The following is a 13,592-nucleotide window of genomic DNA, read 5'->3' as shown; positions in this document are numbered from 1 at the left end:
GCCGGTTGTGGCCAGTTCCAACACCACACGCGACCGCATCCTGCAGGCCAGCCTCGCGCTGTTCAACGCGCAAGGCCTCGCGGCCGTGTCGACCCACAAGATCGCGGCCGAGCTCGGCATCAGCCCGGGCAACCTGCACTACCACTTCAAGGCCAAGCAGCTGATCGTCGAATGGCTGTTCCGGCGCTTCGAGCAGCGGCTCGAGGCCCTGAACGGTTCGTCGGCATCGATCGCCGCCATCGACGACCTCTGGCTCGCGCTGCACCTGCGCTTCGAGGCCATCGACGAATACCGCTTCATCTACCGAGACATGGCCTTCCTGGCCAGCGAGTACCCCGCGCTCGGCCAGCGCGCGCAGGCCATGACAGCGCAGAACCTGCTGGCCGCGCAAACGCTGTGCGAAGGGCTGGTGGCCTCCGGCGTGATCGAGACCAGTGCCGAGCAGGCCCGCATCCTGGCGTTGCAGATGGTCTTCACCACCACCTGCTGGCTGTCGTTCGAGCGGCTCGTGCCGGGGCGCGACGCGCTGGCGCAGGCCGACCCCGGTTTAGCGGCTTTCTACACGCTCACGCTGGTTTCTCCGTATGTTTCCAGCGAATCGAGGGCTTACCTTGATTACCTGAGGCGCAAATACCTCGGTTAAATGTCGCTGTCGTCCGACGGGGCATTGGTTCCGTCGGCCTCATGTTCGTCTTGAAGCAGATAAAAACCACAAAGGAGCCATCCATCATCATGACCACTGCCACCTACGCCAAGGAACCTGTCGCGCCGCCGTCGCGCCTGCTGCTGCTGGCCGAAGCCCGCGCGCTCTGGGAAACCGGCGCAGGCATCGCCATGTGGCCGCTGCTGCAGCTCACGCCGCGCGGCGATGGCCACCCGGTGCTCGTGCTGCCGGGCCTGGTGGCGGGCGACGGTTCCACGCTGCTGCTGCGCCGCTATCTGTGCAGCCGCGGCTATGACGCGCACGGCTGGGGCCAGGGGCGCAACTTCGGTCCGCGCGAAGGCGTGGAAGACGCCATGGTCGAGCTGCTGAAGACCTTGCACGACAACAGCGGCCAGAAGGTCAGCGTGATCGGCTGGAGTCTGGGCGGCGTGTATGCGCGGCTGCTGGCGTCTTCCTATGCGCCCATGATCCGCAACGTCATCACGCTGGGCAGCCCCTTCTCAGGCAGCCCGCGCGCCACCAACGCATGGCGCGTGTACGAAGGCGTGAGCGGCCAGAGTTCGCACGACCCGCGCCGCATGAAGTTCGTGCAGCCCACGCCGCCGGTGCCGACCACCTCGATCTTCAGTCGCACCGACGGTGTCGTTGCCTGGCGCTGCAGCATCGAGAAGACCGGGCCGCAGTCCGAGAACATCGAAGTCGTCGCCAGCCACCTGGGACTGGGCGCGCACCCTGCGGTGCTCTATGCGGTAGCCGACCGGCTGGCGCAGCCCGAGGGCGAGTGGAAGCCCTTCAATCGCGGGCTGCTGGGGCCGCTGGTCTATCCGGATCCCGATCGCGATATCTGAGCCCCAGCGGGCTTCTCAGCTTCCGGCCCACACGTCCAGCACGTAGCGCTGGTCGGCGATCATTTTGTCCATCCACGCCTTGCTGTCGTGCCCGTGCTCGCGCGCGAGGTCGCTCAGCGTGCGCCGCACGTCGGGCTCCATGCGCGAGCCGTCGCCGCACACGTAGACCACCGCGCCCGCTTCCAGCAGCTTCCACACATCGGCGGCCCGCTCGCGGATCAGGTCCTGCACGTAGACCTTGCGCTCGCCCGCGCGCGAGAACGCGGTGTGCAGCTTCATCACGCCGCGGTGCGCCCAGGCCTGGAGTTCGTCGGCATAGATGAAGTCCTGCTCGGGATGGCGGCAGCCGAAGAACAGCAGCGCCTCGCCGAGCGGGTTGCCTCCTTCGATCTGCGCCGCGCGCTCCTGCAGGAAGCCGCGGAACGGCGCGAGGCCGGTGCCTGGTCCGACCATGATGAGCGGCCGGGCCGCATCATCGGGCAGCCGGAAGCCCTCGGCCGTGGTCTCTCGCACCACGCCGTGCACCGTGTCGCCGGCTTCGGCGCGCGCCAGGAAGTTGGAGCACACGCCCTCGAAGGTGCCGCTGCCCGACCTGGCGGGGCCGCTCACCACGCCCACCGTCACGCTGCATTTTCCCGGCGTCATCGTCGGGGAGGAAGAGATCGAGTAGTAGCGCGGCGACAGCGGCGACAGCATTTCGAGGAACACCGCGAACGGCACCTGGCAGGCACGGTGCTCTTCCAGCAGGTCGAGCAGCGACTTGCGCTTGTGCAGCACCTCGGTCTTGTACGCCGCCTGCGAAGCCTCGTCGCTGCCCGACAGCGCCACGAGCTTGGGTTTGGTGAACGGGCACTCGGTGTACGCCGCGAGCGTGGCGATCTGCTTGCGCGTGGCCACGTCCTGCAGCTCGACGTAGTCGCCCAGCAATCGGTCGACCGCGATCACCTGCTCCACCGGCAGCGCCGCCTTGCGGCCCGCGCCGGCATGCAGGCGCACATGTGCGTCGCGGTCGAAACCGAATCGCGCCATCGCGCGCTCGACCTGGGCCGGACTGTTGCGCGGCACCACGCTCAGGTGATCGCCGGCGCGGTAGACCAGGCCCTCGGGCAGCATCAGCTCGACGTGGCGCGTGGAGCGGCCTGCTTCGCCGTTGCCGTTGTTCTGCAGCTCGCGGTTCTCGATCACCCGCAGCGCCACCGCGCCCAGCGCATCGACGATCGCGTTCTTCTGCGGCGGCGGCAGCTCCTCGAGCGTGTAGAGCGGCTCGCTCTGCGCGGGCGTGTCGGCGCCGGTCTTGATGTCGAAGGCCTTCACCAGCTCGGGCCACAGCGCGTCGCTCCAGTCCTGGAAGGCGCCGTCCATGTCCTCACGCGCATCGCCTTCGCCGCGCGGATGCACGCGCGTGGCGCCGAGCGCTTCGAGCCGTTCGTCGATGCGGCGCGGCACCGCCTGGTAGGTGGCGGCCCAGTCGGTGTTGCCGCAGCCGAACACGCTGAAGCGCACGCCGTTGAGCGAATCGTCGGCCTTGTCGAGCCAGCGGTGGAACTCGGCCGCGTTGTCGGGCGCCACGCCGTTGTACGAAGCGCAGACGATGGCGACCGCGCCGTTGGCCGGCAGCCGCTCGGCATAGTCGTCGAGCGAAGCCAGCTGCGTGGAGAAGCCGCGCATCTCGCCGGCCTCGGCCAGCTGCCGCGCGAGGTCTTCGGCCGTGCCGAGGTTGGAGCCCTGCAGCACCAGCAGCGAGGTGCCGTGGCGCGCCGCCTGCGGCTTGCGCTGTGCAGGCTGCGTGGGCTGCACGGGCGCGGCGGCCGCGTCGCTCATGTTGCCGCGCGGGCGCGTGGCGGGGTCGCGCAGCAGCGCCTTGATCTTGAAATTCTCCGGCTTGATCGTCAGCGCTTCCTTGATCTTCAGCTTGTAGCCCGTGTGGTCCACGAGGTTGAAGCGCTGCAGGATCATGCCCAGCGTGAGCACCGCCTCCTGCAGCGCGAACTGCCGTCCGATGCAGGCGCGCTGCCCGTTGCCGAAGGGCTTGAAAGCGTTCACCGGCCGCTCGCGCTCGGCTTCGCGGCTGAAGTGGTCGGGGTTGAACCGGTCGGCATCCTCGCCCCAGATGCCCTTGTCGCGATGCAGCGCGAGCGCATGCATGATGACCATGTTGTTCTTCTTGATCGTGTACAGCCCGCCGATCTTCGTGTCTTCCTTGGCGCGCATCGAGATCGCGGGCGCGGTCGGATACAGGCGCAGAGATTCCTTCAGCACCTGCATCACGTACTGCAGCCGGTTGACCTGCGCGTAGGTCGGCTTCTGCGTGGTGTCGGGGCCGAACACGTTGTCCACCTCGGCCTGCGCCTTGGCCATCGCCTCGGGGTTGTTCAGCAGGAAGTAGATGGCGAACGAGAGCAGGCCGCTGGTGGTCTCGTGCCCCGCGATGAGGAATTCGATGCACTCGTCGCGGATCATCTTGTCGGTGAGCTGTTCGCCGCTCTTCTTGTCCACGCCCGCGATCATGTAGCTCAGCAGGTCGGGCTTGGTGGCGATGTCGGCCCCGCTCGCGCGCCGCTCCTCGATGATGTCTTCCACCATCTTGTGCATGAAGCGGATGTCCTTGCGCTGCTGCGCGAGCTCCTTCTTCAGCATCAGCTCTTCCAGCGGCAGGCCGCGGCGGTTCTGCACCGTTTCCAGCGTGCGCACCATCGCGTCGACGAAAGGATGGAAGCCCTCGCGGTAGAACGAGTTGAAGCGATAGCCGAAGCCGCACAGGCCGATGGTGTCGAGCGTGAGCGCGGTCATGTCGCGCACCACGTCCACCTCCTCGTCGAAGTTCAGGCGCTCCCACTTGGTGACCAGCTGCCCCGCGATGTCCAGCATCATCGGGTGGTAGGCCTGCATCGCGCGCTGGCTGAAGTTGGCCAGCAGGATGTTGTGCGGCTTCGACCAGGTTTCCTCGTGCGTGTCCGAAGTGAAAAGTCCGTGCGACGCGGCACGCAGCCGGCGCAGCGCGCCGCGCGTGCTCTTGTCGAAGCGCGCTTCCTCGCAGAGTTCGTCCACCAGCGCGGGCGACGACACCACGATCACCGGCATGCCCGGCATGTCCAGCCAGTAGATGCCGCCGAGGTCCTGCGCGATCTTCCACATGTCGAGCACGGGGGAGTCGGAGCCGATCGACAGCAGGTTGCCGACGAAGGGCTTCTTCGCCGGATGCGGGATCGGGTGGAGCGAGTTTTTGCCTGCCATGGTCTTGTTGTGCCTTTGGAGTGGACCCGCTTCGGATACCGGGGTATGGAAGCCGGAGTATCCCGACGGCACGGGAGGTGGGCAGGACGGGGTTTCCCTTAGGACTTTCGGGCGGGGGGCTTCGGGGCGCGATCCCGCCGACGCGGTGACCTTTTTCGCGAATGTCCCCCGCCCTTCGGGCTCCTCCTTTATTTCGCGAAAAAGGCCCCCGCATCAGCGTGATCGTTCAGAGCACTGGTTGATCGGACACGCACCAGCGGCGTGTCCCCGTGCGCAGGACACCGGGTGCTCCCCGCAGCGAAATAAAGGAGGAGGCCGCAGGCCGGGGGACATTCGCGGAGGGGAGTACCCGGTGGCCTGTGCACGCGTCCCCGGAGAAAATCAGGGCCGAACCATCTTGCACTCAGTACCCTGCGCCAGCTCGTTCCCGGTATACACCGCGTCGGTGCGAAAACCGTAGTTAGTGCCTTCCCAGCCCGTCTTCACCGTCTTGCCATCCACCGGCACGATGGTGTTGACCACCTGCGGCAGCAGCAACTGGTGGTCTTCGGCACGCATGCGTACCGGACCAACCACCGACTCGAAGTTCAGGTCTTCGAGCGCACGAGCCACCTTGACGGTGTCTGTCGAATCGGCCTTGTCGATGGCGGCAGCCAGCAGGCGCGGCGTCATGTCGATGCGCGGCGCGAGGAAGTCCTTGCCGGTCTTGGCCTTGTAGGCCTTGGCCAGTGCGTCCACCTTCGGCGTGCCGGCCTCGCCCGGGTGCCATTCGGCCACCCAGGTCAGCTGCCCCAGCTTCGCCTGCGACACCGCCGTGACCGTGCCCGGCACCGAGCCCGCGCTGTGGTTGAAGTAGCGCAGGTTGTAGCCCGCGTCGCCCGCGGCCTTCAGCAGCAGCGTCATGTCCTGGCCCCAGTTGCCGGTGATGACCGAGTCGGCGCCGCTCTGCTTCACGTTGGCAATGTAGGGCGCGAAGTCCTTCACGCGGCCGATGGGGTGCAGCGCCTCGCCGACGAACTGGATGTCGGGCCGCGCCAGGCCCACCAGCTGCCGGCCGTAGCTGGCCCACTGCTTGCCGTGCGCGTAGTCCTGGTTGAGCAGGTAGACCTTCTTCACGTCGGGCGTCTTCTTGATGTAGTTGGCCAGCGCCTTCATCTTCATCGCCGTGTTGGCCTCGGTCTGGAAGTGCCAGAAGCTGCAGCCCTTGCCCGTCATCTCGGGGTCGATCGAGGAGTGGTTCAGCACGATCAGCTCCTTGCCCGGGTTGCGCTGGTTCCAGCGCGCCACCGACTGCACCAGCGCCGTGACCACCGACGAGCCCGAGCCGCCCGTGACGATCGCCTTCGCGCCCTGGTCGATGGCCGCCTGCAGTGCGCTCTGGCTTTCCTGCGCCGAGAGCTTGCTGTCGAACTGCAGCAGCTGCAGCTTGGTGCCGCCGAGCACGCCACCCCTGGCGTTGATGTCCTCGATGGCGTACTGCGTGTGCATCAGCATCAGCTCGCCGACGTTGGCAAAAGGACCCGAGAGCGGATCGATGTAGGCGACCTTGTAGGTCTGCTGCGCGTGAGCGGCGCCGGCGGTGGCCAGCAGGCAGGCAAGGGCGATCCGCGCCAATGGCGCACGGTTGAGCTTCATGGTTTGTCTCCGGGGATGGTTGTCGGTCAGTTCTTCGCTTGCAGCCCGATCACGCGGCTGGCCAGCTTCGTGAGTTCGGCCACCACCTCGTCGGGCGAGAGGCGCCCGTTCGGGCGGTACCAGCTGTAGAGAAAGCCCGGCAGGCTGCAGGCCGCGAGCGCGGTGAGCTTGGTCTCGGCGAAGTCGAGATCACCGTCGCGCCGCGCTTCTTCGAGCAGCGGGCACAGCAGGTCGTAGAAGTGGTGGGCGAGCTTCTTTTGCGCCGCGATGTATTCGGGCCGGTACACCTGCGGCTCGCGGTAGGGAAAGAAGGCGACGGGGTGGTGCGTGATGGTTGCGCGAATCAGCCGCTCGATGCCGTCGATCACCTTCTCGCTGGCGCGGCGCGGGTCGGTGGCCGCGAAGTCGAGCGCGGTGAAGCAATCGACAGCCGGGCGCCAGGATAGCGTCTCGAAAATCTCCTGCTTGTCGCGGAAGTAGTAGTACACGAAGGGCTTGGTCACGCCCAGCGCGCGCACGATCTGAGCCATCGTGGTGTTGGCATAGCCCTGCGCCGCGAACAGCTGCGCGGCCGCCTGCAGGATGCGCTCGCGCTGCAGGTCGGTGCCCTGCGTGGCCGCGCGCTGTCGGCCCGTGCCTTGCGGAAGGTGCGGCTGTGCAGCCGTTTCGCTCTGGCTTCCAGAGGGTTTGTGCCGTGTCGCGGAAGTTATACCCATGGGTAGGATTGTTCGTGCACCATGCACCATTGGCAAGCGCCAGCCCGGTGCGTGCGGCTATCGATAACCCTGAGGAAGTGACGCCATGGAGACATTGCCCGACCGCCCGCTGCAGCCCCTGCACGAGTACCTGCGCACCCACGCACGCGAGCGCGGCGGCAGCACTGCCTGCCTCTGGTACGGCCATGCAATGAGCTGGTCCGAGCTGGATCGCGCGAGCGACGCCTTCGCCGCGCGGCTCCAGGCGCTCGGCGTGAAGAAGGGAGAGCCCGTGGTGCTCTTCCTCAACAACTGCCCGCAGTACCTTGTCGCGCACTTCGGCATCCAGAAGATCGGCGCCATCGTCTGCCCGAGCGGGCCGCTCAACAAGGAGCACGAGCTGGCCTACCAGGTCAACGACCTGAAGGCGCGCGTGATCGTCGCGGCCGCGCCGCTGTTGCCGGTGGTGCGCAAGGTGCAGCCGCAGAGCGCGCTCGAACATGTGTTCGTGGTGCACTACGCCGACCTGCTGCCCACCGATCCCGCGCTCGACCTTCCGCTCGAACTCGCCGCGGAGCGCAAGTCCGAACGCACCGTGCCCGAAGGCTGCGAAGACTTCCTGGCCGTGATGAAGGCCGGCGCGAAGCCGCAGGCCGTCGCCATCGACATGGACGACGTTGCGCTCATGACATACACCTCGGGCACCACCGGTCTGCCGAAGGGCGCGATGCTGAGCTATGGCAACGCGCTCTTCAAGACGCGCGCCGCGGCCGACTGCAATGGCGTGGGGCCCGATGACGTGCTGCTGTCCATCGCGCCGCTGTATCACATCGCGGGCATGCTGATGGGCGTCAACGTGCCGGTGCTCAGCGGCGCAACCTCGGTGCTGATGCACCGCTTCGATCCGCGCGCCGCGCTGCAGGCCATTGCCGCGTACAAGGTGAGCTGGTGGTACAGCATCGCGCCGATGAACGTGGCCTGCATGCAGGTGCCCGACATCGCGAGCTTCGACCTGGGCAGCCTGAAGATGAACCCGGTGACGAGCTTCGGCATCACCTTCACCGAACCGCTGGCGCGGCAGTGGCGCTCGCACGCACCCAGCTGCACCTCGTTCGAGGCGGCCTACGGCCTGAGCGAAACGCACACCTGCGACACCTACACGCCGCACCATGCGCCACGCTGGGGCACGCAGGGCATCGCGGTGCCGGGCGTGACGATCCGCATCGTCAATCCCGACAAGGATGGTGACACGCAGGCCGACATGCCCACGGGCGAGGTCGGCGAGATCGTGCTGACCAGCCCCGGCGTCTTCAAGGGCTATTGGAACAAGCCCGAGGCCACCGCCGCCACGCTGCGCAACGGCTGGGTGCACACGGGCGACATGGGCAAGCTCGACGCCGATGGCTACCTCACCTTCATCGGCCGGTTCAAGGAAATGATCAAGGTCTCGGGCTACAGCGTGTTCCCCGAAGAGGTCGAGACCATCCTCATCAAGCACCCGGCGGTCGCGCAGGCGGCCGTCATCGCGCAGCCCGATGCCGAGAAGGGCGAGGTCGTGAAGGCCTTCATCGTGCGCAAGCCCGGCGCCGCGCTCGAGGCCGATGCGCTGATTGCCTGGGCGCGAGACAACATGGCGAGCTACAAGGCGCCGCGCGCCGTGAGCTTCATCGATGCATTGCCGACCACCGGCGCGGGCAAGGTGCTGCGCCGCCTGCTCAAAGACCAAAGCTGAGAGGTTCCGTTTGTTCTCCAAAGTCCTGATTGCCAACCGCGGCGAGATCGCCGTGCGGCTGGTGCGCGCCCTGCGCGACCTGGGCATCGCCAGCGTGGCGGTGCATGCGCGCGACGACGCCTCGGCGCTGCACGTGCAGCTGGCCGACACCGCCGTCGCACTCGATGCGACCGGGCCTTCGGCGTACCTCGACGTGGCCGCGCTGATTGCCGTTGCAAAGGCGCAAGGATGCGATGCGGTGCATCCCGGCTACGGCTTTCTCAGCGAGCGAGCCGATTTCGCGCAGGCCTGTGCCGAGGCAGGCCTTGTCTTCATCGGCCCGACGCCCGAGCAGCTGGGCCTGTTCGGCGACAAGGCACGCGCACGCGCCCTGGCCACGCAATGCGATGTGCCGGTGATGCCCGGCAGCGCCGGTGCGGTGACGCTCGCGCAGGCGCAGGCCTTCTTCGCCGAGCAGCATGCGCAGGGCGCGGGCGTGATGGTCAAGGCCATCGGCGGCGGCGGCGGGCGCGGCATGCGCGCGGTGCTGAATGCAGACGAACTGCCCGAGGCGCATGCACGCTGCATGTCCGAAGCCAGGGCGGCCTTCGGCATCGAGGGCGTGTACGTCGAACGGCTGATGCGCAATGCGCGGCACATCGAGGTGCAGGTGCTGGGCGACGGGCAGTCCGTGGCCAGTCTCGGCGAGCGCGAATGCACGCTGCAGCGGCGCTTCCAGAAGTTGGTGGAAATTGCGCCGAGCCCCTCGCTGCCCGATGTCCTGCGCGGGCGGGTCACGCGGGCCGCGCTGCGCATGGCGAAGGCGGTGGGTTATCGCGGGCTGGGCACGTTTGAATTTTTGGTCGATGCCGGATCGACGACGCTGCCCTTCGTCTTCATCGAGGCGAACCCGCGGCTGCAGGTCGAGCACACGGTGACGGAAGCGGTGACCGGTCTCGATCTGGTGCAACTGCAGATCGCTGTCGCAGCGGGCCAGCCCTTGGATGAACTGGGCGCGGACGCCGATCGCACCGCGCCGCAGCGCGGCTTCGCGGTGCAGTGGCGCATCAACGCCGAGACGCTCGATGCGCAAGGCAACGCGCGGCCCTCGGGCGGCACGCTCGCGCGCTTCGACCTGCCGGCCGGGCCGGGCGTGCGCGTCGACACGCACGGCTATGCGGGCCTTGCGCCTTCGCCGCACTACGACACGCTGCTCGCCAAGCTCATCGTGCATTCGCCGTCGCCGCGTTTCGCAGATGCATTGCGTCGTTCGCTGCGCGCGCTCGACGAATGCCACATCGAGGGCATCGCCACGAACCTGTCGCTGCTGCGCGCCATTGCAGCGCGGCCCGAGTTCGCGACGCAGGCGGTGCACACGCGCTTCGTGGAGTCGCATCTGGGCGATCTGCTGGCCGCCGCGGCCTCGTTTGAAAAGCATGCAAAGAAGACGGCGGCCGCGCCCGTTGCGCAACCCGCCGTCGAAGACGACGGTTCGGACGAACTGACCGTCAAGGCGCCGATGCCGGCCCGCCTCTTGCAGTTCGAAGTGGACATCGGCGACGTGCTGCCCGCCGGCGCGCAACTCGGCGTGCTCGAGGCCATGAAGATGGAGCACCTGCTGCACGCGCCCGTGGCCGGCCGCGTGGTCGCACTGCTGGCTGCGCCCGGCGACTACCTCGTCGAAGGCCAGTCGCTGGTGCAGCTCGAAGCCGTCGATGCGCAAGCCGTCGAGGCCGAGACGCACGCCGAGCACGACCTCGACGCGATCCGCCCCGACCTGCAAAAGGTCATCGACCGCCACGCGCCCACGCTCGACGTCAACCGCAAGGCCGCTGTCGACAAGCGCCACGCGCAGGGTGGCCGCACCGCGCGCGAGAACATCGCCGACCTGTGCGACACCGCTGCCGACCCCGGCAACTTCATCGAGTACGGCGCGCTCGCCATCGCCGCGCAGACGCGCCGCCGCACGCTCGAAGACCTGATCGCCAACACGCCTGCCGACGGCATGGTCACGGGCCTGGGCAGCATCAATGCGAAGCAGTTCGGTCCCGAGGTGTCGCGCTGCGCCGTGCTGGCCTACGACTACACGGTGCTGGCCGGCACGCAGGGCATGCGCAACCACCACAAGACCGACCGGCTGCTGGCGGTCGCGCATCAGCTGAAGCTGCCGGTGGTGCTGTTCGCCGAGGGCGGCGGCGGCCGTCCCGGCGATACGGACATGCCAATCGTCGCGGGGCTCAACAATCACACCTTCAGCCAGTTCGCGGCGTTGTCGGGCAAGGTGCCCGTGGTGGGCATCGTGCACGGCCGCTGCTTCGCAGGCAATGCGGCGCTGCTGGGCTGTGCCGACGTGATCATCGCAACCAGGAGCAGCAACATCGGCATGAGCGGCCCCGCGATGATCGAAGGCGGCGGCCTCGGGACCTTCGCGCCCGAACAGATCGGCCCGAGCAGCGTGCAGTCGCGCAATGGCGTGATCGACATCCTCGTGGAAGACGAAGCCGCCGCAGTGGCCGCGGCGAAGCAGTACCTGTCGTACTTCCAGGGCGCGACCACCGACTGGCAATGCGCAGACCCGCGCACGCTGCGCCACGTGGTGCCCGAGAACCGGCTGCGCGTGTACGACGTGCGCGCGGCGATGCGCGGCGTGGCCGACACCGGCTCGCTGCTCGAACTGCGCGCGGGTTTCGGCGCGGGCATCGTCACGGCGCTCGCGCGCATCGAGGGCAGGCCGGTGGGCCTGATGGCCAACAACCCGCACCACCTCGGCGGCGCGATCGACGTGGAGGCGGCCGACAAGTCCGCGCGCTTCATGCAGCTGTGCAATGCGCACGGCCTTCCAATTGTTTCGTTGTGCGACACGCCCGGCTTCATGGTCGGGCCCGAAATCGAGGCGCAGGCGCAGGTGCGCCACGTGTGCCGCATGTTCATGGTGGCCTCGCACCTGCGCGTGCCATTCTTCGCCGTGGTGCTGCGCAAGGGCTATGGCTTGGGCGCGCAGGCGATGACGGCGGGCGGTTTCGACGCACCCGTTTTCACCGTGGCCTGGCCCACTGGCGAGTTCGGTGCGATGGGGCTCGAAGGTGCTGTGCGCCTGGGCTTTCGCAAGGAACTGGCGGCCGTCCCGGAGGGCGCCGAGCGCGATGCGCTGTTCAGGACGCTCGTGGCGCAGCAGTACGCGAACGGCGAGGCGATCCATATGGCGCAGACGCTGGAGATCGATGCGGTGATCGATCCGGCCGAAACACGCACCTGGCTGGTGCGTGGGCTGTCCTCCGCGACGAAGGCGCCTGGCGCGGCCGCTGCCTATGTAGACACTTGGTAACCGGTCTTTAGACCTCGTCACGCGCGGGAGATCATGGCTCCGTAAACTGCGTCGCTTTGCGCGAATGAAACTGGTTTCTCGTTGGGCAGCCCACCTCCGCGACGTGGCCACGGCGCACTGGGTGGCGGCCCTCTGCCTCGCAGTGCTGGCCGTGGGCGTGCAGGCCGTCACTCCCGGCAACCATCCCCGCCAGCCTGCCGAAGCACATTGGGTGGCGAGCTGGGCCGTGGCGCCGGTCGAGTTCGGCGAGCTGGCCGCAAGCCCCGGCGGCGCGGGCTATGCATCGCCCGCCGGCAATGACCTGCGCGGGCAGACGCTGCGCCAGCAGGTCGAGCTGTCGCTGGACGGCCAGCGCATCCGCATCCGCTTCTCGAACCGCTTCGGCAAGACGCCGCTGCGCATTGCCGCCGCGAGTGCGGCACGCGGCACCGGCGCCGATGCGTTCTCGCCGGCCACGCTGCGCGTGCTGCGGTTCGGCGGGCGCACCAGCCTCACGATCGCCCCCGGCGCGGACGCCTGGAGCGATGGCGTCGACCTGCCGGTGCAGGCGGGGCAGACCGTGGTCGTGAGTGCCTTCTTCGATCGCGCCGCGCCGTTCTCCACGGTCTCCATGCTCGAGCCGGGAACGACGTGGGTGACTGCCGGCAATGCCGTGATGGCGCCGAAGCTGAAGAGCCCCACGCCGCTGGTGCTGAACCAGATCGTGACCGGGCTCGACGTGCTCACCACGAAGTCCGTGCGCACCGTCGTGGCGTTCGGCGACTCCATCACGTCGGGCACCGCGGAGGCCAAGTTCGGGGCCTATCCCGACATGCTGGCCACGCGCCTGCGCGATACGCAGGGCGCCGGAAACGACATAGCGGTGCTCAATGCCGGCATCGGCGGCAACCGCCTGCTGGCCGACGGCATGGGGCCCAGCGGCCTCTCGCGTTTCGAGCGCGACGCCTTGCGGCAGAGCGGCGTGACGCACGCGATCGTCCTGCTCGGCACCAACGACATCGGCCGCACCCTGTTCGCCAACGTGCCCGGCGCCGAGATCAAGCCCCGCGACATGCCGACCGCCGAGCGCATCACCGACGGGCTGGAGCAGCTGGTCAAGCAGGCTCGCGCCAAGGGCGTGAAGGTGCTGCTCGGCACGGTGCCGCCATTCAGGAACACGCCTTACTGGAACGAGGCCAACGATGCCATGCGCGAAGCCGTCAACCGCTGGATTCGCGGCCGGCAGGACATCGACGGCGTGGTCGATTTCGATGCGGCGCTGCGCGACCCCGCAGACCCGCAGGCATTGAACCCGCTGTTCGATTCGGGCGACCACCTGCACCCCAACAAGGCCGGCCATGCCGCGATGGCCGCGGCCATCGACCTGCACGAATTGCAGGAGTGAGTGCTCGCAAGGGCTGTGGGAGCAGCGAAAAGCGGGTCACAGCTCTACACAAGATTTCGTGCACCGCTTACAGGCGCTTCACATGGGCCGGGCAGC

8 protein-coding genes are annotated in these 13,592 nt (G+C 67.9%); 5 read left to right on the top strand and 3 right to left on the bottom strand.

Annotation, left to right across the window (positions count from 1 at the left end):
• Positions 1–7: 7 nt before the first annotated feature.
• Together ASD05_RS10065 and ASD05_RS10060 are read left to right on the top strand one after the other, a co-directional pair.
• Positions 8–643, top strand: a complete 636-nt coding sequence (locus ASD05_RS10065; RefSeq protein WP_056591226.1) for a TetR/AcrR family transcriptional regulator — start codon at positions 8–10, stop codon at positions 641–643.
• Positions 644–732: 89 nt separating this feature from the next.
• Positions 733–1,512: an esterase/lipase family protein gene (locus ASD05_RS10060; protein WP_056591222.1), complete on the top strand. Its 780-nt coding sequence runs from the start codon at positions 733–735 to the stop codon at positions 1,510–1,512.
• 15 nt (positions 1,513–1,527) lie between these two features.
• Here ASD05_RS10060 and ASD05_RS10055 read toward each other — a convergent pair whose 3' ends face one another.
• The 3 genes from ASD05_RS10055 to ASD05_RS10045 all read right to left on the bottom strand — a co-directional run bounded on the left by ASD05_RS10055 (position 1,528) and on the right by ASD05_RS10045 (position 7,097).
• Positions 1,528–4,746 carry a bifunctional cytochrome P450/NADPH--P450 reductase gene (locus tag ASD05_RS10055; RefSeq protein ID WP_056591220.1) on the bottom strand — a complete coding sequence of 1,073 codons (3,219 nt, stop codon included), beginning with the start codon at positions 4,744–4,746 and terminating at the stop codon, positions 1,528–1,530.
• A 381-nt stretch (positions 4,747–5,127) separates the two neighbouring features.
• Complete coding sequence (locus ASD05_RS10050; RefSeq protein ID WP_056591218.1) at positions 5,128–6,381, bottom strand: branched-chain amino acid ABC transporter substrate-binding protein; 1,254 nt, start codon at positions 6,379–6,381, stop codon at positions 5,128–5,130.
• Between the two features lie 26 nt (positions 6,382–6,407).
• Positions 6,408–7,097 (bottom strand): TetR/AcrR family transcriptional regulator, encoded by a 690-nt coding sequence (locus ASD05_RS10045; protein WP_056591215.1) that lies wholly within the window; start codon positions 7,095–7,097, stop codon positions 6,408–6,410.
• A gap of 85 nt (positions 7,098–7,182) precedes the next feature.
• Between ASD05_RS10045 and ASD05_RS10040 the strand changes: the two genes are divergently transcribed.
• The 3 genes from ASD05_RS10040 (at position 7,183) to ASD05_RS10030 (ending at position 13,496) form a co-directional block, all read left to right on the top strand.
• Positions 7,183–8,808: an AMP-binding protein gene (locus ASD05_RS10040; protein WP_056591212.1), complete on the top strand. Its 1,626-nt coding sequence runs from the start codon at positions 7,183–7,185 to the stop codon at positions 8,806–8,808.
• 10 nt (positions 8,809–8,818) lie between these two features.
• A complete protein-coding gene (locus tag ASD05_RS10035) occupies positions 8,819–12,112 on the top strand; it encodes a carboxyl transferase domain-containing protein (protein WP_056591209.1) in 3,294 nt (1,097 codons plus the stop codon).
• Positions 12,113–12,176: 64 nt separating this feature from the next.
• Positions 12,177–13,496, top strand: coding sequence for an SGNH/GDSL hydrolase family protein (locus tag ASD05_RS10030; RefSeq protein ID WP_200955414.1), 1,320 nt, complete (start codon positions 12,177–12,179; stop codon positions 13,494–13,496).
• The last annotated feature ends 96 nt before the right edge of the window (positions 13,497–13,592 follow it).

Origin of the sequence: Variovorax sp. Root434 (genome assembly GCF_001426595.1) — a bacterium.
Classification (GTDB): domain Bacteria; phylum Pseudomonadota; class Gammaproteobacteria; order Burkholderiales; family Burkholderiaceae_C; genus Variovorax.
Note: the sequence above shows the minus strand (reverse complement) of the source record. Positions and strands in the feature narration are given on the sequence as shown.

Excerpts from the sequence above, each read along its gene's own strand:
- ASD05_RS10060 (WP_056591222.1), top strand. The coding sequence starts at position 733 with ATGACCACTGCCACCTACGCCAAGGAACCTGTCGCGCCGCCGTCGCGC.
- ASD05_RS10055 (WP_056591220.1), bottom strand. The coding sequence starts at position 4,746 with ATGGCAGGCAAAAACTCGCTCCACCCGATCCCGCATCCGGCGAAGAAG.
- ASD05_RS10050 (WP_056591218.1), bottom strand. The coding sequence starts at position 6,381 with ATGAAGCTCAACCGTGCGCCATTGGCGCGGATCGCCCTTGCCTGCCTG.
- ASD05_RS10045 (WP_056591215.1), bottom strand. The coding sequence starts at position 7,097 with ATGGGTATAACTTCCGCGACACGGCACAAACCCTCTGGAAGCCAGAGC.
- ASD05_RS10040 (WP_056591212.1), top strand. The coding sequence starts at position 7,183 with ATGGAGACATTGCCCGACCGCCCGCTGCAGCCCCTGCACGAGTACCTG.
- ASD05_RS10030 (WP_200955414.1), top strand. The coding sequence starts at position 12,177 with ATGAAACTGGTTTCTCGTTGGGCAGCCCACCTCCGCGACGTGGCCACG.